Annotated in this window: 21 protein-coding genes; 12 read left to right on the top strand and 9 right to left on the bottom strand. The window is 44.9% G+C overall.

The features are described 5' to 3' along the window. Nucleotides 1–261: 261 nt before the first annotated feature. The 4 genes from mnmG to ispF form a co-directional block, all read right to left on the bottom strand. A complete protein-coding gene (gene mnmG / locus AC5JPT_RS01575) occupies nucleotides 262–2,157 on the bottom strand; it encodes a tRNA uridine-5-carboxymethylaminomethyl(34) synthesis enzyme MnmG (protein WP_493856829.1) in 1,896 nt (631 codons plus the stop codon). 302 nt (nucleotides 2,158–2,459) lie between these two features. Beyond that, a complete protein-coding gene (locus AC5JPT_RS01570; RefSeq protein WP_493856828.1) occupies nucleotides 2,460–2,999 on the bottom strand; it encodes a hypothetical protein in 540 nt (179 codons plus the stop codon). Between the two features lie 220 nt (nucleotides 3,000–3,219). After that, entirely contained in the window at nucleotides 3,220–3,570 is a 351-nt protein-coding gene (grxD, locus tag AC5JPT_RS01565) for a Grx4 family monothiol glutaredoxin (RefSeq protein WP_193012410.1), read from the bottom strand. A gap of 185 nt (nucleotides 3,571–3,755) precedes the next feature. Continuing rightward, nucleotides 3,756–4,256 (bottom strand): 2-C-methyl-D-erythritol 2,4-cyclodiphosphate synthase, encoded by a 501-nt coding sequence (gene ispF, locus AC5JPT_RS01560; protein WP_493856827.1) that lies wholly within the window; start codon nucleotides 4,254–4,256, stop codon nucleotides 3,756–3,758. Between the two features lie 373 nt (nucleotides 4,257–4,629). Here ispF and mnmA point away from each other — a divergent pair, with 373 nt between their 5' ends. Together mnmA and purB are read left to right on the top strand one after the other, a co-directional pair. Beyond that, entirely contained in the window at nucleotides 4,630–5,742 is a 1,113-nt protein-coding gene (gene mnmA / locus AC5JPT_RS01555; protein WP_493858407.1) for a tRNA 2-thiouridine(34) synthase MnmA, read from the top strand. Between the two features lie 211 nt (nucleotides 5,743–5,953). Further along, a complete protein-coding gene (gene purB, locus AC5JPT_RS01550; protein ID WP_493856826.1) occupies nucleotides 5,954–7,345 on the top strand; it encodes an adenylosuccinate lyase in 1,392 nt (463 codons plus the stop codon). A 172-nt stretch (nucleotides 7,346–7,517) separates the two neighbouring features. On the opposite strand, the gene AC5JPT_RS01545 is transcribed toward purB, so the two are convergent. Then, nucleotides 7,518–7,703 carry an NF038104 family lipoprotein gene (locus AC5JPT_RS01545; RefSeq protein ID WP_493856825.1) on the bottom strand — a complete coding sequence of 62 codons (186 nt, stop codon included), beginning with the start codon at nucleotides 7,701–7,703 and terminating at the stop codon, nucleotides 7,518–7,520. A gap of 130 nt (nucleotides 7,704–7,833) precedes the next feature. Here AC5JPT_RS01545 and AC5JPT_RS01540 point away from each other — a divergent pair, with 130 nt between their 5' ends. Beyond that, nucleotides 7,834–9,006, top strand: coding sequence for a JmjC domain-containing protein (locus AC5JPT_RS01540; protein ID WP_493856824.1), 1,173 nt, complete (start codon nucleotides 7,834–7,836; stop codon nucleotides 9,004–9,006). Between the two features lie 205 nt (nucleotides 9,007–9,211). Here the strand turns inward: AC5JPT_RS01540 and AC5JPT_RS01535 are convergent, their stop codons facing one another. The 3 genes from AC5JPT_RS01535 to AC5JPT_RS01525 all read right to left on the bottom strand — a co-directional run bounded on the left by AC5JPT_RS01535 (nucleotide 9,212) and on the right by AC5JPT_RS01525 (nucleotide 15,167). Continuing rightward, nucleotides 9,212–9,904, bottom strand: a complete 693-nt coding sequence (locus AC5JPT_RS01535; protein ID WP_493856823.1) for a 1-pyrroline-5-carboxylate dehydrogenase — start codon at nucleotides 9,902–9,904, stop codon at nucleotides 9,212–9,214. A gap of 11 nt (nucleotides 9,905–9,915) precedes the next feature. Then, entirely contained in the window at nucleotides 9,916–13,179 is a 3,264-nt protein-coding gene (gene putA, locus AC5JPT_RS01530; RefSeq protein WP_493856822.1) for a bifunctional proline dehydrogenase/L-glutamate gamma-semialdehyde dehydrogenase PutA, read from the bottom strand. Nucleotides 13,180–13,871: 692 nt separating this feature from the next. After that, nucleotides 13,872–15,167 carry an NCS2 family permease gene (locus AC5JPT_RS01525; RefSeq protein ID WP_493851708.1) on the bottom strand — a complete coding sequence of 432 codons (1,296 nt, stop codon included), beginning with the start codon at nucleotides 15,165–15,167 and terminating at the stop codon, nucleotides 13,872–13,874. A 569-nt stretch (nucleotides 15,168–15,736) separates the two neighbouring features. On the opposite strand from AC5JPT_RS01525, the gene tolQ reads away from it, so the two are divergent. The 5 genes from tolQ to AC5JPT_RS01500 all read left to right on the top strand — a co-directional run bounded on the left by tolQ (nucleotide 15,737) and on the right by AC5JPT_RS01500 (nucleotide 21,318). Continuing rightward, complete coding sequence (gene tolQ / locus AC5JPT_RS01520) at nucleotides 15,737–16,459, top strand: protein TolQ (protein WP_319050324.1); 723 nt, start codon at nucleotides 15,737–15,739, stop codon at nucleotides 16,457–16,459. Beyond that, nucleotides 16,456–16,917 carry a protein TolR gene (gene tolR, locus AC5JPT_RS01515; RefSeq protein WP_493856821.1) on the top strand — a complete coding sequence of 154 codons (462 nt, stop codon included), beginning with the start codon at nucleotides 16,456–16,458 and terminating at the stop codon, nucleotides 16,915–16,917. Before tolQ ends, tolR begins: the two co-directional genes overlap by 4 nt. 67 nt (nucleotides 16,918–16,984) lie before the next feature. Further along, the gene (locus AC5JPT_RS01510) at nucleotides 16,985–18,007 is read left to right on the top strand and encodes a cell envelope integrity TolA family protein (RefSeq protein ID WP_493856820.1); all 1,023 of its coding nucleotides are present in this window, start codon (nucleotides 16,985–16,987) and stop codon (nucleotides 18,005–18,007) included. Nucleotides 18,008–18,142: 135 nt separating this feature from the next. Beyond that, entirely contained in the window at nucleotides 18,143–19,435 is a 1,293-nt protein-coding gene (locus tag AC5JPT_RS01505; RefSeq protein ID WP_493856819.1) for a translocation protein TolB, read from the top strand. Between the two features lie 476 nt (nucleotides 19,436–19,911). After that, entirely contained in the window at nucleotides 19,912–21,318 is a 1,407-nt protein-coding gene (locus tag AC5JPT_RS01500) for a nucleobase:cation symporter-2 family protein (protein WP_493856818.1), read from the top strand. Nucleotides 21,319–21,525: 207 nt separating this feature from the next. On the opposite strand, the gene AC5JPT_RS01495 is transcribed toward AC5JPT_RS01500, so the two are convergent. Further along, nucleotides 21,526–22,191 (bottom strand): TetR/AcrR family transcriptional regulator, encoded by a 666-nt coding sequence (locus tag AC5JPT_RS01495; RefSeq protein WP_493856817.1) that lies wholly within the window; start codon nucleotides 22,189–22,191, stop codon nucleotides 21,526–21,528. A gap of 476 nt (nucleotides 22,192–22,667) precedes the next feature. Between AC5JPT_RS01495 and uraD the strand changes: the two genes are divergently transcribed. From uraD to puuE, 4 genes are all read left to right on the top strand, one after another. Then, nucleotides 22,668–23,189: a 2-oxo-4-hydroxy-4-carboxy-5-ureidoimidazoline decarboxylase gene (uraD, locus tag AC5JPT_RS01490; protein WP_493856816.1), complete on the top strand. Its 522-nt coding sequence runs from the start codon at nucleotides 22,668–22,670 to the stop codon at nucleotides 23,187–23,189. A gap of 120 nt (nucleotides 23,190–23,309) precedes the next feature. Then, the gene (uraH, locus tag AC5JPT_RS01485) at nucleotides 23,310–23,678 is read left to right on the top strand and encodes a hydroxyisourate hydrolase (RefSeq protein ID WP_493856815.1); all 369 of its coding nucleotides are present in this window, start codon (nucleotides 23,310–23,312) and stop codon (nucleotides 23,676–23,678) included. Nucleotides 23,679–23,873: 195 nt separating this feature from the next. Continuing rightward, nucleotides 23,874–25,220 (top strand): urate hydroxylase PuuD, encoded by a 1,347-nt coding sequence (locus AC5JPT_RS01480; protein ID WP_493856814.1) that lies wholly within the window; start codon nucleotides 23,874–23,876, stop codon nucleotides 25,218–25,220. A gap of 82 nt (nucleotides 25,221–25,302) precedes the next feature. Beyond that, nucleotides 25,303–26,283: an allantoinase PuuE gene (gene puuE / locus AC5JPT_RS01475; protein ID WP_493856813.1), complete on the top strand. Its 981-nt coding sequence runs from the start codon at nucleotides 25,303–25,305 to the stop codon at nucleotides 26,281–26,283. Nucleotides 26,284–26,337: the final 54 nt, after the last annotated feature.

The raw sequence follows: 26,337 nt of genomic DNA, 5'->3' as shown, positions 1-26,337 counted from the left end.
AGTAAGCTCAGTTTGCTGATAAGCCCACTATCATATAGGAATCAGCAAGATAAATTAGTAAATATTAATGAGGTTCGGTGATTTCGGCAGCCTAGTTTCGGTGACCTAGTATAGAGATAAAGCAGATAGTAAAACAAGCTCACATACTTCTTTCTTATCAAAATGACATGTATTTTGGCAAACAAAAGCCTGTAACGAAGTGTCATTACAGGCTTCTTATACGATAAGTGCTTTATTATAAAAGGCTTTGTTACATACCTATTATGAGTCCAATGCAGCCTTTGCTTTCTTATATTTTTTGACCGTCATCGCCAATAGCTGTATAGCAGCAGGTGTCACGCCGCTGACTCGCCCAGCCTGAGCAAGCGTCGCAGGACGCACTTGCGTAAGTTTCTGTACGATCTCGTTCGATAGACCTGACACCACGCTATAGTCAAAATCTAGCGGTAACGCTGTGTTTTCTAGTCGCTTCATCTGATCGATGTCTTCCTGTTGACGATCAATATAGCCTGCATATTTCACAGAAATCTCGATCTGCTCGCCCACTTGTGCATCAACGGTTGAATCAGTGATAGCAGCAATATCCGCAAAGTGGATCTGCGGACGCTTCAGCAAATCAAAGGCCGTCGACTCTTTAGATAGCACTTCACCTGTTTGCTCAGTTACTTGCTTACCTAGTGCATTACTCGGCGTTGCCCACATGTCTTTTAGACGCGAGGTTTCTGTCGAAATGGCTTCCATTTTCTCTTGGTAGGCCTGCCAGCGCACGTCATCTACCAGTCCTAGCTTACGACCTGTCTCAGTCAAGCGCTGATCGGCATTGTCTTCACGTAGCAATAGACGATACTCTGCGCGGCTCGTAAACATACGGTATGGCTCAGTAGTACCATGAGTAATCAAGTCATCAACGAGCACGCCAAGATAGGCTTCATCGCGGCGCGGAGTCCACGTGTCAAACTCGCTGTTATTAGTGGTGACCAACGCTGCATTAGTACCCGCTAGTAGACCCTGCACGCCCGCTTCTTCATAGCCCGTCGTACCATTAATTTGACCAGCAAAGTACAGACGATCAATCGATTTGGTTTCAAGCGTTGGCTTTAGGTTCTGCGGATCAAAATAATCATATTCAATTGCATAGCCTGGACGAGTAATATGGGCGTTTTCTAGACCTTTCATACTGTGAATAAATTCCAGTTGCACATCAAACGGCAAACTGGTCGAGATACCGTTTGGATATAGCTCATGCGTGGTGAGACCTTCAGGCTCGATAAAGATCTGATGGCTGTCTTTGTCCGCAAAACGATGGATTTTATCTTCGATAGATGGGCAATAACGCGGGCCTACGCCTTCGATTTTGCCAGAAAACATCGGTGAGCGGTCGAGATTTTCACGGATGATGTCATGAGTACGCGCATTGGTATGGGTGATATAGCAGTTGACCTGCTCAGGATGCATAGAGACATCACCCATATAGCTCATGACTGGCAGCGGCGTATCACCCGGCTGTACCGTCATCACGCTAAAATCAACACTACGGGCATCGATACGCGCTGGTGTGCCTGTTTTTAGACGACCTACTGGTAGCTTAAGCTCACGCAAACGATCTGCAAGTTTGATAGACGGCTGATCTCCTGCACGGCCACCCTTTGAGTTTTCCATACCAATATGAATGACACCGCCCAAGAAAGTCCCTGAGGTCAGCACCACTGTTTCAGTCTTAAAGACAATACCTGTAGAGGTCACAACTGCTGTCGCACGGCCATTCTCTACCAAGATATCGTCAGCGGCTTGCTGAAATATATCTAAGTTCGGCTGGTTTTCTAATGTATGGCGAATCGCCGCTTTATACAGAATACGGTCTGCTTGCGCACGCGTGGCACGAACGGCAGCCCCTTTACGGCTGTTTAGTACGCGGAACTGGATACCTGCTTTGTCCGTTGCCAGCGCCATTGCACCGCCCAACGCATCAATCTCACGCACCAGATGCGATTTACCAATACCGCCAATCGCAGGATTACAACTCATCTGCCCGAGCGTCTCAATATTATGCGTCAACAATAAGGTCTGTGCGCCCATACGTGCAGCCGCTAGAGCAGCTTCTGTGCCAGCATGACCACCGCCGATCACTATCACGTCATAATGTTTTGGGTATTGCATGTTTGCCTCACTTGACTCATAACGCTGCTTGGTACCACATTTCATTGAATAACATGGTAGTCGGCAAATAAACGTCAGTCGTATTTATAAAAAAGATAACGACTCAGATAAGTCGTTCATAATTGGTTAGATAACCTGTCATTATAACAATTTTTTGACGCTTAAAAAACGCTAGGACAAAAACTATTATAATTAAGCGAAAAGATATTTATACCAGTAATGACGATGTTGACAGTAACACCGTCATTACTGGTGCAGCCATCATCACTTTAATAGTTAGCTTTTTAGTTTATGATGATATCTCAGCCATTACCGTTACCACGGCTTAGCGGTACTATTTGATCCGATTGACCACTAGACAGCATATGGTGGCTACCATACCCTTCTGGATTGATTTGTAAATAGGCATTCATTTGACCGATGGCATCGCCGTCATCACTTGCTAAGATCTGCTCTTTGATGAGCTCGACTGGCGGTAATGGTAAATTCTTGAGCAATGCCAAGCGCTGGTCGTTGTCACCTTTATTAACCACCAACTCGATCAGCTGGCGCGCATCAATAGGTAGATCGGGGGTATTTTGTGCCAATAATGCTAAGTGATAGGCACCTGCCGTATCTTGATCTGCAACGACGCGCTGCTCGATAGCGATATAAGTCGCTTCTGTCGCACCGCCTGCCACACTCAGCTGGTGAATACACTTGAGTGCTGAGTTTGACTCATTACTAGCAATCTCAATGATACGCGTAGATTCGTTTTTTAGACGCTCACGACGTTTTTCAATCGCCGCCTGCTCAGCCGCTTCTTTTTGCTCGTTTAACTCTTCATTGGTTTTGTTATTCATAAAGCTCTCTTACTCATCTAGTAATTATTATTTATATCGCTAATATCTTGGACACTATATGGGGGTAAATACTATAAAAACAACGAAGCCTAATGATATAGGCGCGTGAGAATACTAATGGGGACAATAAAAAACCCAAATAGCCATTAATAACTATCTGGGTTTGCTATGCTCATATCTTGCAAAGGCTAACTGGACATCCAACCAACACTTTCAAGTATTAAGCAGCAGGGCTGTTTGCTTCAACCAATGGCTTTAGCTCACCTGATTGATACATTTGCAAAATAATGTCAGATCCGCCCATCAACTCACCATCGATCCATAACTGTGGGAACGTTGGCCAGTTAGCAACTTTCGGGAGTGTTGCGCGGATTTCTGGGTTTTCTAAAATGTTTACAAATGCAAATGGACGACCAATCTGAGTCAACACTTCAATAGAGCGTGCAGAAAAACCACACTGCGGAAATTGCGGCGTGCCTTTCATGTAGATAATGACTTTATTGTCACGGATTTGATCACGGATCAATTGTTCAACGTCGTTTGCAGCAGTATTTGGGGTTTGCTCACTCATAAAAGCTCCTATTGATAAAGCGGTTTATTAAAATGATTATTTATATAAAAATAATTATGTGAAGATATGGCTGATACATGGGGTGACTGCTTGTATATTACAAGCGCCCTTTCATATTGTTTTAGCCAGTTGTTGTTTACTAAATCTAAAAACTCTAGATTCAACAGCTCCTAGATTCGATAGCATTATGGACCAACCGCATTAGGCACCAATAATACCACGGCGTTGGCCATGATGCCTTCTTGTCGACCAGTAAATCCCAATTTTTCCGTCGTAGTGGCTTTCACACTGATATTGCTAATATCTGTTTGCAAGTCGCTCGCAATATTAGCGCGCATCGCTTGGTTGTGCGGTGCCAGTTTAGGCCGTTCACACATCACCGTGATATCGGCATTGCCTAGGCTATAACCTGCCTCTTGTACTTTGCCATAAACGTAGCGTAGCAATATACGCGAGTCTAGACCTGCATGGGCAGCATCTGTATCAGGGAAATGCTGACCAATATCACCAAGTGCTAAAGCACCAAGTAGCGCATCAGCCAAGGCATGCAAGACCACATCGCCATCAGAATGTGCCAGCAAACTGTGCGAATGCTCAATGGGCACCCCTGCTAACACGACGTATTGCTGCTGCTGACCATTGTTATGAAACGCGTGAACATCAATACCTTGACCAATTTTTATCATTGTTGTTCCAAGATGAGTTAGACGTGATTAAAATAATTCAAAATGACTATCTGAATTTTCAAAGCGGTTTTCCCAATAGCTAGATAGCATCGGTCGCCACCAGTTTCAATTAACTGGTATAATATGACGTTTATTTTATCATAATACCAGATCCAAAAGACAAGCTGACACTGGTATGCTCAGACTACCTATTGTGGTTAAGGCATATCTATTGGCGTAATGTCTCATTTGGATAGTGTACAAATAGTTGAGCCGTTCTATGTCAGCCATACAAAATACCTCAAGCGCAGTCGTTTCTGAGTCTTTTAATGCTCATCGCCCGTTGACCCTTGCCGACGTCGAAAACCCTAGCACCAAACATGTGATTGTTGGTATGTCAGGTGGGGTCGATTCTTCTGTGTCAGCCGTATTACTTCAGCAAGCAGGCTTCAAGGTCGAAGGTCTGTTTATGAAGAACTGGGAAGAAGACGATGGCACCGAATACTGTACGGCAATGGACGACCTAGCAGACGCGCAAGCCGTATGTGACAAGATCGGCATGAAGCTACACACTGCCAACTTTGCTATGGAATATTGGGACCGTGTTTTTGAGCATTTTTTGGCGGAATATAAAGCAGGACGCACCCCTAACCCCGATATTTTGTGCAACAAGGAAATCAAGTTTAAGGCATTCTTAGACTACGCGTTGACCCTTGGTGCAGATTATATCGCTACAGGTCACTATACGCGCCGCAGTGTGAATTACAAAAATGCCGAGGGTGACGAGGTTGCCCAGTTATTGCGCGGCCTTGATAACAATAAAGACCAAAGCTATTTCTTACATGCGGTTGGCGGCGATAAAATCGCTAAAACGCTATTCCCAGTTGGTGAGCTTGAAAAGCCAGTGGTACGCCAAATTGCCGAAGAGCATGACCTAGCGACGGCTAAAAAGAAAGACTCTACAGGTATTTGCTTTATTGGTGAGCGCCGCTTTAAAGACTTCTTACAGCAATATCTGCCTGCCCAAAAAGGCGAGATACTTACTGATGACAATAAAGTCATCGGTACTCATGATGGCCTCATGTACTACACACTGGGTCAACGCGGCGGCATTGGCATTGGCGGTGTCAAAGACCGTCCTGAAGAACCTTGGTTTGTATTGGCGAAAGATTTAGAAAAAAACCGTTTAATCGTTGGTCAAGGGCATGAACATCCCATGCTAATGAGTAACGAGCTAAAAGCTTATAAGCTCGATTGGACGAATGATCTGCCGCCTGCGGATGTGTTTAGTGACGAAGGTCTAGCCTGTATGGAAAAGTCTCGCTATCGCCAGCCAGACCAAGCATGTCGCGTATTTGCGACCAATACTGATGGCAGCGAAGTGCGTGTCATATTTGATGAGCCACAGCGCGCCGTCACTCCTGGTCAGTCAGCCGTATTTTATATCGATGACGTATGTCTGGGCGGCGGCGTGATTGAATCTATCGATGCACCTTGTGGATTCTAATTGCTTCCTAAGACCCAACTTGAGGTACAGATGTTGATGCAGTGAATAGATTGATTTTAACGAGCCTCAACATCGCTTTATTTGCATAGACCGCTTTTTTAATAACATATTTCTGCTATATTACGCGCAGCGATTTCGATGTCGTTTTTTGTATGGTAATTTTTAGCCAGACTCTTGCAGTTTTTTATTTCATAACTACTGAGGCATAACCATGACCCCACTTACCGCTCTCTCTCCAATTGATGGTCGTTACGCATCAAAGGCTGACAGCTTACGTCCTTATTTATCTGAATTTGGTCTAATCAAAGCCCGCGTTACGGTAGAGATTCGCTGGTTGCAGTCATTGGCTGACAACAACGCAATTGGTGAATTAGCAGCATTTGATGAACAGACCAATGCTTTTTTGAATGCGATTGTTGATGACTTTAGCGAAGCAGATGCTCAAGCGATCAAAGACATCGAAGCAACGACCAATCACGATGTAAAAGCAGTTGAGTACTTTATCAAAGACAAATTCCGTGGTCAGGATGCCTTAATTGATTCGCTTGAGTTCATTCACTTTGCTTGTACCAGTGAAGATATCAATAATTTATCATACGCATTGATGCTCAAAGACAGCCGTGAGCTCGTCGTTGCCAAAATGCAGCAAGTGACTGACAGTATCGTTGACTTAGCGATTGCGCATGCTGACCAACCAATGCTATCACGCACACATGGTCAGACCGCTAGTCCAACGACGCTTGGTAAAGAGATGGCAAACGTGGCCTATCGCCTTGCTCGTCAAATCAAGCAAATCGGTCAAGTAGAGCTACTTGGTAAAATAAACGGTGCCGTTGGTAACTATAATGCGCATTTTTCAGCATATCCTGACGTCGACTGGCAGAGCCATGCTGAAGCGTTTATCAATCAGCGTCTAGAGCTAACGTTTAACCCTTATACGACTCAGATTGAGCCGCATGACTATATTGCTGAGCTGTTTGATGCTGTTAAGCGCTTTAATACAATATTGATCGACTTTAACCGCGATATTTGGCAGTACATCAGCTTAGGCTATTTTAAACAGCGTCTAAAAGATGGTGAAGTTGGATCTTCTACCATGCCGCACAAGGTTAACCCAATTGACTTTGAAAACTCTGAAGGTAACTTGGGCGTTGCCAATGCTATGTTGGCACACTTAGGTGAAAAACTACCAATTTCACGTATGCAGCGCGATCTATCGGACTCAACGGTACTGCGTAATATTGGTGTTGGCCTAGCACAGAGCATGATTGCATTTGATGCTTGCCTAAAAGGCGTTGGTAAACTTGAATTGAATGCGCAGCGTTTGAATGATGATTTGAATCAAGCGCAAGAAGTGTTGGCAGAGCCGATTCAAACGGTCATGCGTCGCTACCGCGTTGAAAACCCATACGAGAAGCTAAAAGCCTTGACTCGCGGTAATGCCATGACTCGCGAAGCGATGCTGACGTTTGTCGAAAGTGATGAGCTATCGGCAGTTAGTGATGCTGACAAAGCAAGTCTACGCGCATTGACGCCAGCCACTTATATCGGTAATGCCGCTGAACAAGCGCGCACTATTAAAGAATGGATTGCCAAGCTTTAATAGCAGCAAGCGGATACCAAAAAATAAGAGCGTTGAAAATAATTTAAACGCTCCTATTTCGATACTAGCATTGTCTGGTTCAGCTAGTGTCTTACTGGTTTTGTGAACACACAACAGCCTTACTTTGAATGCTATGATATTAGTTTAAAATTCATAGTTGATAAGTGAGGTTTTATTTTTTGTCATCATCGTCATCACTGTCGCCTGGTATGATGGCTTTGCCAACCGCTACTGTCCCTTTTACCACGCCTTTGGTGGTTTTATAAGCAACTTTAGCGGGCACCGTGACGATTTTGTGGACACAGGCTTGTAGCAAAAACACGCTAACGATGATTGCGACCAAGTGCAATTTTTTCATAACTTTCCTAGGATTTAGTGGCTACTCTGATGATAACCATCAGATAGACCATAATCATAGACTATTAAAACCTTCCTATAAAGCGTCCCTTATTATTAATATTGTACGTATTTAAAATATGGATTTATCAATGACTTCTATTCCGCTTTGTCTACCTGACACTATAACGCCTGAGCAGTTTCTAGCAGAATACTGGCAAAAAAAGCCACTGCTTATTAAGCAAGGGTTGTCGCAACTGATTGACATGTTTGAGCCCGATGACATGATCGGTCTTGCCCTTGAAGAAGACGCTAGCGCACGCCTACTAACTCAAGCAGCCAGTAAAAAAGAAGGTCAAGCGCAGTGGCAGCTCAAAAAAAGCCCACTAGCTGAAACTGACTTTGAAGACTTACCAGAGCAATGGACGGTATTGGTACAAAATCTCGAGCAATGGTCACCAGAGCTGGGGCAGCTGTGGCAAGCATTTGATTTTATTCCGCAGTGGCAGCGTGACGACATCATGGTGTCTTATGCACCAGCAGGTGGATCGGTCGGTAAGCATTATGACGACTATGATGTGTTTTTGGCGCAAGGCTATGGCTCTAGACGTTGGCAATTGGGTAAATTCTGTGATGAACAAACAGAATTTGTTGCTGATGAGCCGCTTCGTTTATTTGATGATATGGGCGAGATTATCTTTGATGAGGTACTAGAAGCAGGTGACGTGCTTTATGTACCGCCTAAATTATCACATTTCGGTGTGGCACAAGACGATTGTCTGACCTTCTCTTTTGGGTGCCGCCGTCCAAACTTGATGCAAGTTATCGATAGCGTGGCAGATATTGTAACCAATGACAGCAGTTTGTTTATCCCGATGCTACTGCCACAAGCACTACAGAACTCAGGTGAGCTGCAAACGGATAGTATCGCGGCTATCAAAGCGCAGTTGCTAGAGATGCTACAATCTAGTCGCGGTGACGACATGATTCGTCAAGCAGTCTTGGAGGTGGTCAGTAAGCGTCAATACGATGCGCTGATGCCAGAAGAAGCGTTAGATACCAATGAGCTCATGCAAGCGCTATCAGAAGGTGCCACATTACAAGCAGACTATAGCAATCGCCTCCTCTATAGCCAGACCAATGATAGCACCGTGCTGTATGCCAACGGTCAACGTATCGATGGGCTTGATAAAGCTGCTATATCAGTACTGGTACGCTTGGCCAATGGTGAAACACTGCAACATAGCGACGTGACGGGTATCGATGCAGATGATTTGAGCGAATGGCTAGAGAACGGCTGGGTATGGGTGGATATTGCTGAATAATACTCAGTAATAAAATTTCAGTTAAATAATGCAAAGAAAAACCGCTATCTGATAATTACTCAGATAGCGGTTTTTTCTTATATATCTTATACAATTACTGGTTTGGTACTTATAGGGTTACCAAACACCGCTTAGCCTTTGTGAAGATTGCTATTATGAATAGTTACTATAAAAGCTAAGCGGATTCGTAATTAATGCAACTACTCTACTCTGTACCCAGCTCAAGCAAGCTCGCGTTACCACCGATTGCTGTGGTATTGATAGTCTTAACACGCTCAGTGACAAACCGATGCAAATAATCAGGCGTCAGCATCTCTGATAGGCCTTCCATATCAGTGACGCTGATGACTTGGGTCAAAATACCGTCAGTATTGGCAAGCTCTTGACTGATCGCCTGTACTTCGCTATGACTACCAGACACTGCCACTTGCGCAAGACGGTCGATATATAAAAGCGTGACCGTTTGTGAGTCGTTAGCAACGCTCAGTACGTCTTCGCTGATACCAGTATCATGTAGTATCTTGGCCGCTTCGCTACACATGTCATCTTGGCTTGGGCAATGTAGTATGACTTCATTACCTGTCAATAGCGCAGCAATAAGTTGTCCTAGTACGGCCATGGCTCTAGCAGACTCACCGCCGATGACCATGGTTTTACCACGGCCAGTCACATACAAGTCGTTTGACTCGCCAGTTGCACCCGTCATGCGGTGCGTCTCATCTAGACTAGGAGCCGCACTCAATAGATGGTTGAACAAACGCTTTGCTTTATTAGCATCACCAGTGAGCAGCGCCAGTTTTGACACTGCCGCTTGCAGGTACGTTGCGCGATTGACTGCGCCAAGTAGTCGCCAAGATTCACAAATCTGGGCATGATTTTTTTTGAATTCAGTCGCCATGTTGCTACTCCTTATGCGAGTTCTGTTTGAGTGGTAGATTGGGTGGTTGTCGCTGTCATGCTAGCAGCTGGTTGTGCAGCATTGACTGACTCTGATTTGAGCTGCATCAGACGCGCAACATAGTGCGGCCCGCCAGCCTTTGGACCAGTACCAGATAAACCACAACCACCAAATGGCTGGACGTTTACAACTGCGCCGATTTGGTTACGGTTAATGTAGGTATTTCCGACAAAAGCACGACGCTCAATGTGCTCAACCGTGTTTTCGATACGGCTATGGATACCCAACGTCAGACCAAACCCTGTATTGTTGATAGCATCAATCAGCTTATTCAGATCACGCGCTTGATAACGCAGTACATGTAGAATGGGACCAAAGTGCTCACCGCCGATGACGTCAATGCTTTTGACTTCGATTGCGGTTGGCAGTACAAAGGTAGATTTTTCTTGGCTGACCACTGAGCTTGAACTCATTGGCGTTTGCGCCAAAATGGTAGCAGTCGGTTCAGCATCCATACGCGCAATATGCGCCTCCAAACCATGCTTAGCGTCAGCATCAATAACTGGACCTACATCTGTCGCTGCATACAAAGGATTGCCTACAGACAGCTCAGCCATATTGCCTTGTAGTAGCTCGATCAAGTCATCAGCCATCTCTTCTTGCACGCATAGTATGCGGCAAGCTGAACAACGCTGACCCGCTGAACCAAATGCTGATAGCACCGCATCTCTCACGACTTGCTCTGGCAATGCTGTTGAATCAACAATCATAGCATTCTGACCACCAGTCTCAGCAATAAAGACAGGCAGCTCACCGCTGGCTTGTGCATGATCATTCAAGCTTTGGTTGATACGCTGGGCAGTTTGCGTCGAACCTGTAAATATCACCCCTGATATATTGTCAGCAGCTGTCAATGCGCCGCCCACATCACCTGCACCAGTAACTAACTGTAGCGCTTCGGCTGGTACGCCCGCTTGATACATCAACTGTGCACCAAAATGAGCAATTAAGCTGGTTTGTTCGGCAGGTTTAGCCACGACAGTATTACCTGCTGCTAGTGCCGCTACGATTTGACCTGTATAGATTGCCAATGGGAAGTTCCATGGGCTAATACAAACAAAGGTGCCTCGTGGCTTATACACTTGACGGGATTGCTTACCAGACAAATCGGTGAACTCATGTACAACGTCGTCTAATCGCTCTGCTTCATCCGCATAAAAACGGCAGAAATCAACGGCTTCTTTGATTTCATCGATGCTGTCTTGCATGGTCTTACCTGCTTCGACTTGGCATAGTGCCATCAGCTCAGCATAGTTTTCTTCAAATAGCTCACCAATCTTACGCAAGATAGCAGCACGCTCAGTGACTTTCACGTTTTGCCACATGCTTTGTCCAGCGACAGCAACGTCAATCGCTTGACGAGCCAATGCTGCATTGGCGTATTTGACTTCACCAGCGCTTACATCGTGGTTCCAAGGCGCAAGTACAGTCTGCGCATCTAGCTGATGAGTGACACCATCTACTTCATACTCATTAACTGCTTGACCATTGATGATAGGTGTCGCTGACCATTTATTATTTAGATGATTATCAATAGCTGATTTGAACGGCAGCCATTGCGACTCAACAAATATATTAGGGCCAAAGCTTGCACGGCGCTCACCATAAATCTCTAGTGGTAATGGGATATCTGGATTGTGCAAAGTGGCATTAGCAAGTAGCTTGTCGTACGGATGTACGGTTAGCTTTTCAATTGGATAAGACTTGTCTAGCAACTGATGAACAAACGAGCTGTTAGCCCCGTTCTCAAGCAAACGGCGTACCAAGTACGGTAGCAAGTCTTTGTGTGCGCCCACTGGTGCATAGATACGTACAGGGATCTCGTAAGCTTGCAAAATATGATCATAAAGCGCATCACCCATACCATGCAGACGTTGAAACTCAAAGTCTCTGTGCGCGCTCATGGTCATGATTGACGACAGTGTATGGGCATTATGCGTGGCAAACTGTGGCCAGATAAGACCGCGCAGTTGCTCTGACAATAAGAAACGCGCACAAGCAAGATATGCGGTATCCGTACCTTCTTTGCGTGTCCATACCGGATAGCCTGATAGACCTTTTTGCTGAGCAAGTTTGATCTCAGTGTCCCAGTAAGCGCCTTTTACCAGACGTACTGGAATACGGTCGCCTACTTCAGTCGATATACGAGCAAGCCAGGCCAATACAGCGATAGCACGCTTAGAGTACCCTTGTACGACGATACCTAAACCATCCCAGCCAGCCGTCAAATTATCACGGTACAAAGACTCAAATAGTTTTAGAGAAATCTCAAGGCGATCTGCTTCTTCAGCATCGATACTGATATCGACATTGACTTCGCGCGCAGCTTCTATAAGCAATAGGCAACGTTGACGCAATAGCCCCATAACCTGAGCTTCTTGCGTGGCTTCATAGCGAGGATGCAGTGCTGACAACTTGATAGAAACAGACGGCTTAGGCATGCCTTCTTTTACTTTGACGTTAGCCGTTGCTCTGATCGCATGCAGGTAGTCATTGAAGTATTTTTCAGCGTCTTTGTGCGTGATCGCCGCCTCACCCAACATGTCAAACGAATAGGTATAGCCTCTATTACGATATGGTTGGCTGTTTTTATTAGCGTCTTCAATAGTCTCACCCAATACAAACTGGTGACCCATGATACGCATGGCTTTTTGCATGGCACTACGAATGACAGGCTCGCCCATCTTTTTGGTCATGCGATCTAAGAAGCCTGATGCAGTGGTGCTGCTATCGATACTAACAACACGGCCTGTCATCATCATGCCCCATGTAGAAGCATTGACCATAAAGCCATTGTCATTTTTGATGTGCTTTTTCCAATCAGCGACACTCATTTTGTCATGAATCAGCGCATCAGCCGTATAATTATCTGGTACACGAATCAATGCTTCTGCCAAACTCATGAGCAAGATACCTTCTTGGGTATCAAGGCTATACTCAAGCAATAATGAGTCAACCATCTTGACGGCTTTACCGTCATTACGCACATGCTCAACCAGTTTGCGTGTCTGCTCAGCAGCAGCATCGCGCTCTTCTATACTAGGCTTGGCAAGTGGCAATAAATCAGACAACCAACGTTCTTCATCAACGCTATATAATGGCGAAACACGCTTATGTAGCTCTGCTGCTGACTGCGCAAGATACTCTGGCGACAGCAAATCAACAGGATTGAACAAAATCGGCTCTTGCGGGGTAAACTGGTCTACTGGGTTCATAACAACTCCATAACTATCGTTTAAAAACCATAATAAATGGTGCTTTAGGAAGTCTGATCGTCCTGTATAACTGCTCGTAACCGCTATCAAAAAATAGAGGTTATTGACGGATATTCACAGCAATAATCAAAAGACCAAACGGCGCCATCACAAAACTAGAAAATCCAGCACATGCTGGAGACGGTTAAGTAGGTCGTTCGACTGTTAAACGGGCTACGTTAACAATACAAAGGCAACAACGAAAAATTAAGCGGCATTAGTGCCTTCTTCTTGTTAGTAGTGAAAGGAGTGTGATGACCAGATATCGCTTGAGAGAGCCTAAATCTATCATCTTTATGTGCTAATTCACTGTAAGAAAAACCTCTACGGCGTTGATTGAGGTGATGCGCTTAACTCGGCTATAATATCATGAAAAAAAATTTCAAACTAACGAATTTTTCTTAATTTCATAAATTAATATATACATAAATAACAATAGCTTACAAGCAATTTATTGACTATGACGCTTTGGTTATATATTTCTATTTACTATTGCCTGTTTTTTGGCATGTCAAAAGCCAGCACAAACACCCAAAATGTAAGGGTGAAAGCTGAAGCTGTAGATCTACATTACTGACAAAGAAAAACCCTCTTTATCATCCAATGATAAAGAGGGTTTGCTTTTTAGATACTAGCTAATGTCTGGTTATACCTTACAAGAAGACAATCTTAACCAGTAGTATAATAGTCAAAATCCATACCGCGATACTGATGTCAGAGAACTTGCCTGCGATAGCTTTTACCGCAGTAAAGGTAATGAAACCTAGTGCAATACCATCAGCGATAGAATATGTCAGCGGTGTGAATAACAACACGACGACTACAGGGGCCGCTTCTGTTAAGTCACTCCAGTTGATGTCTTTTAGGGTGCCCATCATTAGCACAGCAACATAAAAGATTGCACCAGCCGTTGCATACGCCGGGATCATACCAGCTAGCGGCGAGAAGAAGATACTGAATAAAAATAACACACCAACAGTCACTGCCATTAAGCCTGTACGGCCGCCTGACGCGATACCAGAGATACTCTCAATATAGCTGGTCGTCGATGACGTACCCAGTAAAGAGCCTGCTACTGTCGCTGACGAATCAGCCAATAGTGCTTTGCCCATATTAGGAATGTTGCCGTCTTTATCGGTCAGCTTGGCTTGGCTAGTGGTTGCAATCAAAGTACCAGCCGTATCAAATAAATCGACAAATAAGAAAGCAAAGATCACACTGATCATACCCACATCGAACGCACCTGCAATATCAAGCTGCATTAGCGTTGGCGCAACTGAAGGTGGCGTAGAGATAATACCCGTGAACTGTGTATAGCCCATTAGTAAGCTAATCAGAGCAACCAATAAAATACCGATGGTAACCGCGCCTGGTACTTTTTTGTAAGACAAGCCGATAATAACCACAAAACCCAATGAGGCCATAACAGGACCAAATGACGTCATGTCACCAAGACCAACCAAGGTTGCGTCATGATTGACAATAATGCCAGCGCTTTGCAACGCAATGAAAGCCAAGAACGCGCCAATACCAGCGACTACGCCGTTTTTGAGAGAGTTTGGAATCGCATTAATAATCGCTTCACGGATCTTAAACAGGCTTAACAGTACAAAGATACAACCCGATAAGAAAACTGCACCTAGCGCTGTTTGCCATGCATAGCCCATGCCTAGCACAACACCATAGGTGAAAAAAGCGTTGAGCCCCATCCCTGGTGCTAACGCTACTGGTAGTCGGGCATATATACCCATGATAAAACAACCTATCGCTGCAGCCACACATGTCGCTACAAATACTGCCCCTTTATCCATCCCCGCATCAGCTAAAACATTTGGGTTCACAAAGATGATATATGCCATCGTCAAAAACGTGGTTATACCAGCGATGATTTCTGTTTTGATCGTGGTATTCTCACCATTGATCCCAAAATAGCGTTCAATTGCATTCATAAGTGTCGCCCCCGACTGGCCAATAAAAAGTCACCACTACTTAAAATCAAACGTAACTTCAGCAAAAATGACGACGCCACAGTGAGAATAATGTAGTAACAAAGCGTAACATATTAGACCAGTTATCTTACAAACTCAATCGCTGATAATGCCTAATTCGTACAAAAACACAATTCGAGATGCCACTGGCGTAAGGGCTAAACGTCTATACAAATACGCGACTCTCTATATTACTCTAAGTGTATTTAGGTATATCAGTTGTCAATAAAAGCGTTCGTTGCTCTGCAATTATTTCTATATATACTCGCTACTTGCCATTTGATATATCCGCTATCTGTTTGTTTAACACATTAATAATGACCTTTCTTTCATTTAGAAGTACACTAGGGGGTTATTGTGTCGATACCTTAATCATAGCTCGACCCCTATTGGGCAATTATCTTTGCTGTTGTAGACGTAGCATTGCCTTGAGGGCGACCAATAAAGCATAAGCATTATATTTTGAGGTTGGTCTGGTTCATATACTTTTATTCAATCCAGCTGTTGTCAATTATCCGTGAGTCCATTACATGCCTGAATCATTAAATATTATTGATCTTATTACCCAAGCCAGTTTATTGGTACAGATTGTGATGGCGTTATTGCTATTAGCGTCTTTACTCAGTTGGGTTATTATTTTTCGTATGAGTGCGCGTCTCGGTACGGCCAAAAACTTTGATCAGCAGTTTGAGACTTGGTTTTGGTCAGGTGAAGACCTGGCAAAGCTATATCAAGGTATCCAAGGCTCACCTGATCGCCAAGGGCTTGAGCAGATTTTTTATGTGGGATTTTCAGAATATCTCAGAATGCATAAAAAACGTCAACCCAAAGACGATATTATCGATGGTGTCGAGCGTAAGTTGCGCGTGGGCCTAGGTCGCCAGCAGCAGCTGCTAGAGTCAGGACTGACGGCGCTTGCCAGTATCGGTTCGGTCGCGCCTTATATTGGCTTATTTGGCACTGTTTGGGGCATTATGAATGCCTTTTTGGGGCTGTCACAAACGGAGCAGGCTACCCTCGCCTCTGTTGCACCCGGTATCGCCGAGGCATTAATTGCAACGGCGATGGGATTATTTGCTGCTATTCCTGCAGTTCTGGCTTACAACCATTTCACTGCAAAATCGAGCAACCTTTATGACTCACGTGCATTATTCTGCGATGAGATGACAGGCATGCTACAGCGTGAGACTAGCGTTCAAAGCCCTGTCAACAGAGAAACTCAAGTGAGTGCCAGTCAGGTGAATGGGCTATGAAACCAAACCCCTATCGCCGTGAGAAAAAAGCACTCAATGCAGAGATGAATGTCGTGCCTTATATCGATGTCATGCTGGTGCTGTTGGTGATATTTATGGTGACCGCGCCGATGCTCATTACAGGTGTCGATGTTGATTTGCCAAAAGAGCAGACCAATACGATGAGCCAGAGCCAATTACCCGTTATTGTCTCTTTGACTGATAATGGTGAGATTTTTGTCAGCTATGAGAACAACGTCGATTTACCTATGAGTGAGCCTGAGCTGATCAACACACTATCAAACTTACAGTCTCAGAGCGGTAGTACCAACGCCGAGCCATTGCAAGTAATGATCAATGCCGATCAAAATAACCAATACGGCGCTATCATGACGCTAATGGCGACCTTGCAGCAGGCCGGTATTGAAAAGGTGGGGTTGTTGACTGGTGCACCTCTATCGACGCCTGCGCTTCAATAGTGGCACACCCCATGAATACTGACTCAGTACCAAATCCGATAATTCTCGTTTCTGATAACCACCGTTCATGAGTATCCATACCATGCATAATGCGCCTGCCGTCTATGTACCTACCGAACCTGAAAGCAACGGGCTGACCCTACCTACGTTGCTCAGCTTGCTAGCACATGGTCTTATCATCGGTGTACTGGTTTATAACTATCAAACCGCTGACGTCGAAACCTCTGGTAGCATCGAAACCGTAATGGTATCGCCTGAGCAGCTCGCTGAGATGCAAGGACAGATACTGGCCAACCGTGCAGCAGCAAGTGCCATGCAAATGGAAAGTAGCACCAGCGACTCATCCAGTAGTACCCAACCGCAAACATCAAGCAGTAGCCCCAGCACTCAAAGCGCAAGCCAACCAGATTCTCAGCGCGTTCCTGTATTTACACGATCTGACGAGCCAGCCAGTCAGCCCATGCTCATGAGCGAAGAGCAGCATCAGCGATTGCGTGAACAAAACCAAGAATATGAGCGCAGAATGGCCGAGTGGGCATCTCAGTTGGACGAGACAACTATGGAAGAGCTCGAGCAAGTTGAACAAAATAAAAGAGAGCAGATGATCGAAGAGCAAAAAAGGCTTGGGGATTTTCGCCATAAACAAAACAATCCACCTAAAATAAAAAGACCTACTGCCAACGATCGTAATATAGAGATTGATACCGGTGGTTCTGGTAATGCCGGCCGAACCTTTAGCTTATCTGATGGCCAGTCAACCATCACAGGTGATACCTCAACGGCTAGCACCTCTAGAGGCAGCAGTCGTTCCGCCTCAAGTGGTAGCCGCGGTGCCAGCAACAACGAGATTATAAATCTTATCAAGCGTAATTATACACCGCCTACCGCAGCGAGAGGTTCCACCCAGCGTGCTACTTTGACCATTACTGTCAATGCCAATGGCGACGTCATCAATGTTACCGCCTCCGGACCTGATAACACCGTCAACGAAGCCGCCAAACAAGCCGTGCTCAATACAGGTAGCCTACCCATCAATACTGATGATCCTAAATACCCTACTTTTACCATACAGTTCAGAGGTAGCAACTAATCAGTTGCTAGCGTCTTGTATTATTGATAACGTAACGTTAATCGGCTTGTATCGTATCGGTTTTTTCTATTTAAATGCGTGCCTTATTGACTATAAAAATGAATATCATACTACTGTTAGGAGCTCAATTAACTCATGCGTACTCATAAAAAACTACTCGTCTCTTTATTGACTGGCACCTCGGCACTGCTTGCTTCGCAAAGCTTGCTAGCAGCACCTGTCGTACTAGAACTCGACTATGATATTCCTGTTCAACAGAACCAAGTCGCGTTTGTACCATTCGCAGGCGACTCTGTTTTATCTCCTATCATCCTAAACGACTTGAGCAACACAGAGCTGACAGTTACCAGCCAAAACTTGCCGCAGCAGCCGCGCAGTAGTAGCGAGCTGGCAGGTACGCTACCTGTGTGGCAAAACATGGGCATCCCTTATCTCGTTGTCGGTAGCACCCGCACCAATCGTGGCAAAGTCGTCACCGATTACGAGGTTATCGATGTTAAATCTGGCCGCGTGCTAGAGGGGAAGCAAAGCCTAACGGCAGATAACAACAGAGAAAGTATGCGTTACGCCGGCCACGTGATCGCAGATAAGGTCTATGAGCTGATTACTGGTATTCCAGGGGATTTCTCGGGACGCATTGCCTACATTGAAGAGACAGGCACTGGCAAGCAAAAAGTCTCTCGTCTAAAAGTAATGGATGCTGATGGGGAAAATGCCAAAACCATTACCGAAGTAGCAGGGTCTATTTTTTCACCAGCATGGTCACCTGATGGCAATCGTATCGCCTACTCTGTACAACGTGAAAAGTCGTACCCTGTCATCTACATTCAGAACGTCAGTGGCGGCGGTGCCAGCGTATTGACACCTTTTTCTGGTAGTAACCTAAGCCCATCATTCTCTCCTGATGGTAGCAAGATACTGTTCTCCAGTAGCTTTGAGGGCAGCGCTGATATTTATGAGATGAGTGTCAGCGGCGGTACGCCTAGAAGACTCACCAACTTGCCAAGCAGTGAAGTACAGCCAAGTTATGCCCCTGACGGCAAGTCATTTGTCTATGTCAGTGACAAAACAGGGTTTAATAAGCCGCAAGTCTATCGTTATGAGTTCGGCTCAGGACGCACAACCAAAGTGTCCAATGGTGGCTATGCAACCAGTCCACAGTTTAGTAGTGATGGGACGCAAATTGCCTTTTTGAGTGGTCGATCAGCCGCTATTATGAATAACAGTGGCGCGGTAACGACCAACCTCGGTAATACTGGTATCGACGAAGCGCCAAGCTTCTCGCCCAATGGTAAACGTGTGGTCTATGCGTCGACCCAAGGCGGCAAAGGTGTACTGACGATTAAATCACTCAATGGTGGTGCAGCCTTTGGTAAGTCAGGACAAGGCATCATTCGCTCACCAGTATGGTCATCAAGTCCAAAATAAACTTGCGATTTTATTGCAATGTAGCTATCCAAAAAAGCCCCAACCGTAATGAGTATGGTTGGGGCTTTTTTGTGGGTGTTTGAAGTATAGATGCAACTAGATGGACTGTTATCTAACGGTACTTACTTTCTAAAACCTCTCTATTTAGGTTAACCCTTTCTTTCTAAGACGTAACAATCACGTAAACCTGCTAGTACCAAAAAAAACATTGCATTCACTCATAATTTATCTATATCCTAAGTAGACCTGACCAAATGGTCAGACTTTAACAATACTATCCAACAAATATATGTTTTTTGGCTAGTATTCAATCGGATGTGTGCCCCCATTGTATAAATCGATAAAAAAATGCTCAAAGGTTAGATATTAACTCTTATCTAATGACCTCCATGTTATCTGAGATCCATTTGATTGCCATGTTGTCTGATATATGCCGTTGCGAGGGTGCAAAGTAGTTATTTTAGGAGGAAACCACCATGAGTGAAAACGTTCCAGAAAATACCGATTTACTATATAAACTGCATGACCGTCCAACCCCTATCAAAGCATTCTTAGGTGCTATACAGCATGTGCTAGCAGCCTTTGTTGGTATTATCACTCCCTCCCTAATTATCGGTGGTACTCTAGGTTTGGGTGAGCATATCCCCTACCTTCTCAGCATGTCTTTGATTGTTTCTGGGGTAGCAACCTTTATTCAAACTCGAAAAGTAGGTCCTGTGGGCTCTGGGTTAATGGCGCTACAAGGTACCAGCTTTGGGTTTTTAGCGGCGGTATTGACCGCAGGGTTTGTGGTAAAAAACCGTGGCGGAAGTCCTGAAGAGATTTTATCAGTTATCTTTGGCGTCTCATTTCTCGGTGCATTTGTTGAGATATTTTTGAGTCAATTTATCACCAAGCTCAAATCATTTATGAGCCCTATTGTTACAGGGTGCGTGATTGTCACGATTGGTTTGTCCTTAACCAAGGTAGGTTTGACTGATTTGGCAGGCGGGTTTGGTGCGGAGGATTTCGGTAGTATTTCAAATTTACTCTTAGGTGGTGGCGTACTTGCAAGCGTCGTGCTCATTAGCATTATTAATAATAAGGTTATTCGCTCAAGCGCTATCTTTATCGGTTTGATGCTTGGACTCGTCGCTGCCGTCTTTATGGGTCGTATTGACTTTTCATTGGTTTCTGAGGCGGCGTTTTTTACCGTGCCCGTACCGTTCAAATATGGCTTTGGTTTTGATTGGCAGGCGTTTATTCCTATTGCCTTTATGTACATCATTACCAGTATTGAGACGTCTGGCGATCTGACGGCTACCTCGATGATATCAGGGGAGCCAATCAAAGGCCCTATCTATGAAAAACGCATCAAAGGCGGTGTATTGGGTGACGGTGTCAACTCTCTGATTGCGGCGGTATTTAATACCTTTCCGGTCACTACCTTTAGCCAAAACAACGGCGTAATTCAGATGACGGGGATTGCCAGTCGCTACGTCGGCTTTTATGTTGGTGGTATATTGTGCTTGATGGGATTATTCCCCGTGCTTGGGGCTGTTTTTACGCAATTACCCAAACCTGTCGTTGGCGGTGTCACGCTATTGATGTTTGCTACTGTAGCGACTGCGGGTATCCGTATCTTGTCTACCGTGAACTTCACCCACCGTAATGTATTGATTATCGCCACCTCTCTAGGTTTGGCGACAGGTATTGCGTTCGTACCTGATGTACTGTCACAAACCCCGCAGTTTTTTCAGAATATCTTTGGCTCAGCAGTGACGATGTCAGGAATTGTCGCGATTACGCTTGATATGATTTTACCGAAGAATTACGGCGTTGAATTTGATACAAAAGCGCAGCACCAAGATGACTCACTAGAGCAAGCTCAAGAAACAGCTTGATAAGCCTCTGTACGTAGTGCTTGATTGACTACGCTTGGCTGACTTATCTTATCTGGCTGTTCTTAACTGACTGATCTTTACTGAGCTTGACTGACAACCTCTCATCACCAAACAGCGAAAAGCACAGTATCACTGCTTGGTGATGAAAGGTAGACTACTCAACGTAGACAACCCATACGACATAAAGCCTGTGACTTTAATCCGTAATTACCCTAGCCCACAACCTCGCAGAATAAAGGGTACTAAAAACGCTTCTGCGCGTGCCTGGTCTTCTGCATCATAAGCGGTCTTGTCCATTAAGCCGACAATTTCTATCTCAAACTCAGCATAGCGCTGGGTCGTCGCCCATATCAAAATCAATAGTTGCAAGGGATCCGTAATACCTATCTTTCCTTGCTTATGCCATTCTTTCATGACTTGTGCTTTATCGTTTACCCAGTCCTTCATCGTGGTAGACATAAACTCGTGTAAGTGCGGCGCACCGCCAATAACCTCAATAGCAAACAGTTTATGACGATTCGGGTTAGCAAAGGCTTGATGCAATTTGGTACGGACGAACTTTTCAATGACAGTTTTTGGATCACTCTCTACGGTCATGGTGACCAAGCCCTCATTCCATTCCTGAATGATTGAGCGCAGTACCGCCATGTACAGGTTTTTTTTGTTTTTAAAATAGTAATGAACATTGGCTTTGGGTAGCCCTGCTCTATCCGCAATTCCTTGCATCGTAGCACCGCGATAGCTTTGTAGCACAAACTCCTCTTCGGCTGCTGCCAGTATTAGAGATTGATTGTGTGCACGCGTCGCTTGCTGGCTTCGATGCGAGGGCGCGTCAGTAGTAAAGGTATCTTCTTTTTGGTTGTCTTTAGTCATGGTAGTGGTATCTCACTCCGAGTGGCAGGTTCGACAAAATAGTCGTTATTTTTCCTGAGACGTTTGGTTGTCAATGCACAGAGTTGTGCAGCATTATTCTCTGGATAAAAATATTTCTAATAAAACAGTTGACCAATTAGTCAGGTTTTAGCAAAATGGTAACTATAAATTCATCACATTACTACTAAAATCATGTTGCCATGCTTTTTTACCATTGAATTGTTAGCATTCATGCGGTAAAGCAGTTTTTTATTATCAATGCTATCCCACACAAATCATGGTTATTAACAATAAAGAATTAAATGCAGCAAGTGAAATATATACGCATGCAAAACAACATGGATATAGCAAATGGATATAGTAAAACGTCTACTGCTACCGTCACATTTATGCCCATAACCATAATGTATAAATCATTATTAGACAACCGTTACCCGATAGGTAAACGGCCTGTCATATTATAAAAGGATATCATCGTGAGCTTAACCTTAGCGCAATTTAATGATCTGTCTCAAGAGTTGGCTGCCGAGTACCTTCTAACGTGTTGTACCAGCAGCACGTGGGCGAGCAAACTTGCTGATGCGCGTCCTTTTACAGATTTGGATACACTGCTAACGAGTAGCGATACTATCTGGCATGAGGTACAAACCAACGAGGCCGACTTGCTAGAAGCGTTCGATGGTCATCCACAAATCGGTAACGTGGCAACCCTAAAAGAAAAATATCGCAATACACAAGGTAGCGCCGCCCACGAGCAGTCAGGTGCTAATGATGCAACTGACGATGTGCTCGAAGCACTTGCCAAAGGCAATCAGGACTATCTGGAAAAGTTTGGTTTTATTTTTATCGTCTTTGCCACTGGCAAAAGCGCGCAGCAAATGCTTGATTTACTACTGGCTCGTCTACCTAATGAGCGTACCACTGAGCTGGCGAACGCAGCCACTGAACAAAACAAGATCACACGCCTACGTCTACATAAATTATTCGGTCAGGCATAGATAACTGCGACTTGATGAACCGTAAGATCAACATTCATACAATGGTTTATTCATCAATCACTCTAGACTCATTCACATCGCTACTGAATTTACATCGTTAATAAATATAAAGGAAGCATCATGTCTGCCACCCTATCGTCACATATCTTGGATACTCATCTTGGTAAGCCTGCCGCCAATATTGCTGTCACCTTACACCGTATACAGGACAGCGGCGACGCCACCCTACTTGCACACGGTACGACTAATGAAGATGGCCGTGTCACCCCAGATGCTTGGCAGTTTGATACCACGCTTGATAGCGCAGCGCAGCAGCTAAGCATCGGACGCTATACCGTGACTTTCGATACTCAGTCTTATTTTGATGCCCAGCAGTTGACTGCGTTTTATCCGCAAGTCATTATCGATTTTGTGGTGAATGATGCCAGTCACTATCACGTGCCGCTACTACTGAGTGCCCATGGTTATAGCACGTACCGTGGATCGTAGCCTATAGAGCGTGGTGTCCTTTAATGTGTATTCGCGTTATATGCTCATAACTCATTGCTGACATTTTGCTGACGTTGCCACTTTATCTCATTACTTTATATCCAAGCGACTGTAAACCATGGTCGTTATTACTTATCAAAAAAGCTTATCAATATATTTTATCAAGACACGGTCATATTAAAGGACAATTACTACATGGGTGCCTATCTTCTCGAATGGTTGAGTTTATTTTTCCGCTGGTTTCATGTCATCGCTGGGGTAGCATGGATTGGTGCCTCATTTTATTTTGTGTGGCTAGATCTGAGCCTACGCAAGCCGCCCCAGTGGAAAACAGACAAAGGTATTTCAGGAGATCTTTGGGCCGTTCATGGTGGCGGGTTTTATGAGATTGCCAAGTACAAGCTCGAACCAGAAGAGATGCCAAAAACCCTACATTGGTTTAAATGGGAAGCCTATACCACATGGCTGACGGGTGCGGCGATGATGTCTATCGTCTATTATGCCAATGCCACTGCCTACCTAATTGACCCAAGTAAGGTACCTTTTACCAGTATCGGCGCTATTGCCACAAGTTTGCTGTTTTTGTTTGGTAGTTACTTTATTTACGAAGTCATCGTGCGCAGTCATTTGGGTAAAAACGCCCTAATATTTAGTACGTTGATTTTTATTCTCTTGATCATTGCCTGTTGGGGTTCGTACCAGCTGTTTAGTGATCGCGCCTCATTTATCCATATCGGTGCTATCTTGGGTACGGTGATGGTCGGTAATGTGTTCTTTGGTATCATGCCGGCACAGCGCGCCCTCGTAGATTGCGTAAGGCGCGGCGAAAAACCGGGTAAAGAAGTGGCTGAATTGGCGCTACAAGCCAAAAATAGATCACTGATGAACAACTACTTTACCTTACCACTCATCTTTACCATGATCAGTAACCACTATCCAATGATGTATGCTCACGAGCAAGGTTGGTTGGTGTTGGTCTTCGTCGGTATCATTACCGCGACTGCCCGTCATTATTTTAACCAAAAGCACTTGGGACACAAAAAACCGCGTTATCTGGTCATACCAGCGATACTGACCGTATTGCTCATTATCTGGATGCGACCTGAGCCGATTGAGCCTGCGCCTGTGATGCCTGCAGCTTCAGCAACTACTGCTACAGTTGACAACACTCCATCAGTGACAAGTCCGCCACCAGCTGCAAGCATAACTACTGACTCAAACACTGATACCGTTACTAGTACTAATAACAGTGTTGCCAATGATACTGCCACTGCTGAAGCCGTACCCGTAAGCGCGTCAGCAGATGACGCGATGATGGATGTGGTGCATACGCGCTGTAGCACTTGTCATGCCGTACAACCAACGCAACAGGGGTTTGCCGCGCCTCCAGCAGGTATTATCTTACAGACACCAGAAGATTTGAGAATACATAAAGCAAAAGTCGTCACTGCGGTACAGACCGGTTACATGCCACTTGGTAATATCACGCAGCTAACAGATACAGAGCGCCAGCAGCTTGTCGCATATGCATCATCGCTTTAATTTACAATCTAAAAAAAGCTATCCTTGGCCAGTAACCTTCAAATAAATATTTAAGGCTCTAAGAGATATAGGAACATCGATAATGACCCAAAAAATTACCAGTGACTTTGATCTAAGTACATATCCACGAGATCTAAAGGGCTACGGCGACAATCCACCAAAAGCAAACTGGCCTGGCGGCGCGAGAATCGCCGTACAGTTTGTACTCAATATCGAAGAAGGTGCAGAGAATAGCGTCATTCATGGCGATGGACAATCAGAGCGCTTTTTATCTGATATCTTGGGCACACCAGAATTCAATAGCCGTCACCAGTCTATTGAGTCTGCTTTCGAGTACGGTAGTCGTGTCGGTGTATGGCGAGTCCTAGATGTTTTCAAAGAGTACGGTGTTCCTATCACCACGTTCACTTGTGCTGCCGCTGCCGAAAAAACGCCGCACATTATTGAGCGTGTGTTAGAAGACGGTCATGAGATTGCCAGTCATGGTCTACGTTGGATTACCTATCAGGACATGTACCGCGAGACTGAGCGCGAACACATTCGCTGTGCGACTACTATCTTCAAGCGTATGCTAGGTAATCAGCCTCTCGGCTGGTATACCGGACGCGATAGCCCAAATACTCGCGAGTTAGTCGCTGAGCAAGGCGGCTATGTCTACGACTCTGACTCGTATGGGGATGAGCTACCCTACTGGCTCAATGTCAAAGTGCAAGATGGCAATGTCATCACGCGTAAGCCGCATCTGGTCATACCCTATAGTTTAGAGACTAATGATATGCGCTTTTCTTCAAGTCCAGGATTTACTCATGCAGAGCCGTTTTATCAGTATCTCAAAGACAGCTTTGATACCCTTTACGAAGAAGGCGCGCATACCCCGAAAATGCTGACGATTGGTTTGCATTGCCGAATTATCGGACGTGCAGGACGCATCAAAGCGTTAAAGCAGTTTTTGCAATATATCACCAATAAACCTGACGTATGGATATGTCGCCGTGATGACATAGCCAAGCACTGGTACGACAATCACCCTGCCACGTCAGACAACACTGCCAACTGGATGTGAGCGCCGTCATTATCTTGATATATTGACCATATAAGACAGACCGCATACGATAAA

It is taken from the genome of Psychrobacter sp. H26, assembly GCF_059073035.1.
This window is presented reverse-complemented; position numbering and strand designations above follow the sequence as displayed.

Coding starts and splice junctions, on each gene's coding strand:
- purB (WP_493856826.1), top strand. CDS start 5,954: ATGACCCCACTTACCGCTCTCTCTCCAATTGATGGTCGTTACGCATCA.
- mnmG (WP_493856829.1), bottom strand. CDS start 2,157: ATGCAATACCCAAAACATTATGACGTGATAGTGATCGGCGGTGGTCAT.
- tolR (WP_493856821.1), top strand. CDS start 16,456: ATGAAACCAAACCCCTATCGCCGTGAGAAAAAAGCACTCAATGCAGAG.
- mnmA (WP_493858407.1), top strand. CDS start 4,630: ATGTCAGGTGGGGTCGATTCTTCTGTGTCAGCCGTATTACTTCAGCAA.
- AC5JPT_RS01570 (WP_493856828.1), bottom strand. CDS start 2,999: ATGAATAACAAAACCAATGAAGAGTTAAACGAGCAAAAAGAAGCGGCT.
- puuE (WP_493856813.1), top strand. CDS start 25,303: ATGACCCAAAAAATTACCAGTGACTTTGATCTAAGTACATATCCACGA.
- AC5JPT_RS01525 (WP_493851708.1), bottom strand. CDS start 15,167: ATGAATGCAATTGAACGCTATTTTGGGATCAATGGTGAGAATACCACG.
- AC5JPT_RS01510 (WP_493856820.1), top strand. CDS start 16,985: ATGAGTATCCATACCATGCATAATGCGCCTGCCGTCTATGTACCTACC.
- AC5JPT_RS01495 (WP_493856817.1), bottom strand. CDS start 22,191: ATGACTAAAGACAACCAAAAAGAAGATACCTTTACTACTGACGCGCCC.
- AC5JPT_RS01540 (WP_493856824.1), top strand. CDS start 7,834: ATGACTTCTATTCCGCTTTGTCTACCTGACACTATAACGCCTGAGCAG.
- AC5JPT_RS01545 (WP_493856825.1), bottom strand. CDS start 7,703: ATGAAAAAATTGCACTTGGTCGCAATCATCGTTAGCGTGTTTTTGCTA.
- AC5JPT_RS01480 (WP_493856814.1), top strand. CDS start 23,874: ATGGGTGCCTATCTTCTCGAATGGTTGAGTTTATTTTTCCGCTGGTTT.
- putA (WP_493856822.1), bottom strand. CDS start 13,179: ATGAACCCAGTAGACCAGTTTACCCCGCAAGAGCCGATTTTGTTCAAT.
- tolQ (WP_319050324.1), top strand. CDS start 15,737: ATGCCTGAATCATTAAATATTATTGATCTTATTACCCAAGCCAGTTTA.
- AC5JPT_RS01535 (WP_493856823.1), bottom strand. CDS start 9,904: ATGGCGACTGAATTCAAAAAAAATCATGCCCAGATTTGTGAATCTTGG.
- AC5JPT_RS01505 (WP_493856819.1), top strand. CDS start 18,143: ATGCGTACTCATAAAAAACTACTCGTCTCTTTATTGACTGGCACCTCG.
- grxD (WP_193012410.1), bottom strand. CDS start 3,570: ATGAGTGAGCAAACCCCAAATACTGCTGCAAACGACGTTGAACAATTG.
- AC5JPT_RS01500 (WP_493856818.1), top strand. CDS start 19,912: ATGAGTGAAAACGTTCCAGAAAATACCGATTTACTATATAAACTGCAT.
- uraH (WP_493856815.1), top strand. CDS start 23,310: ATGTCTGCCACCCTATCGTCACATATCTTGGATACTCATCTTGGTAAG.
- ispF (WP_493856827.1), bottom strand. CDS start 4,256: ATGATAAAAATTGGTCAAGGTATTGATGTTCACGCGTTTCATAACAAT.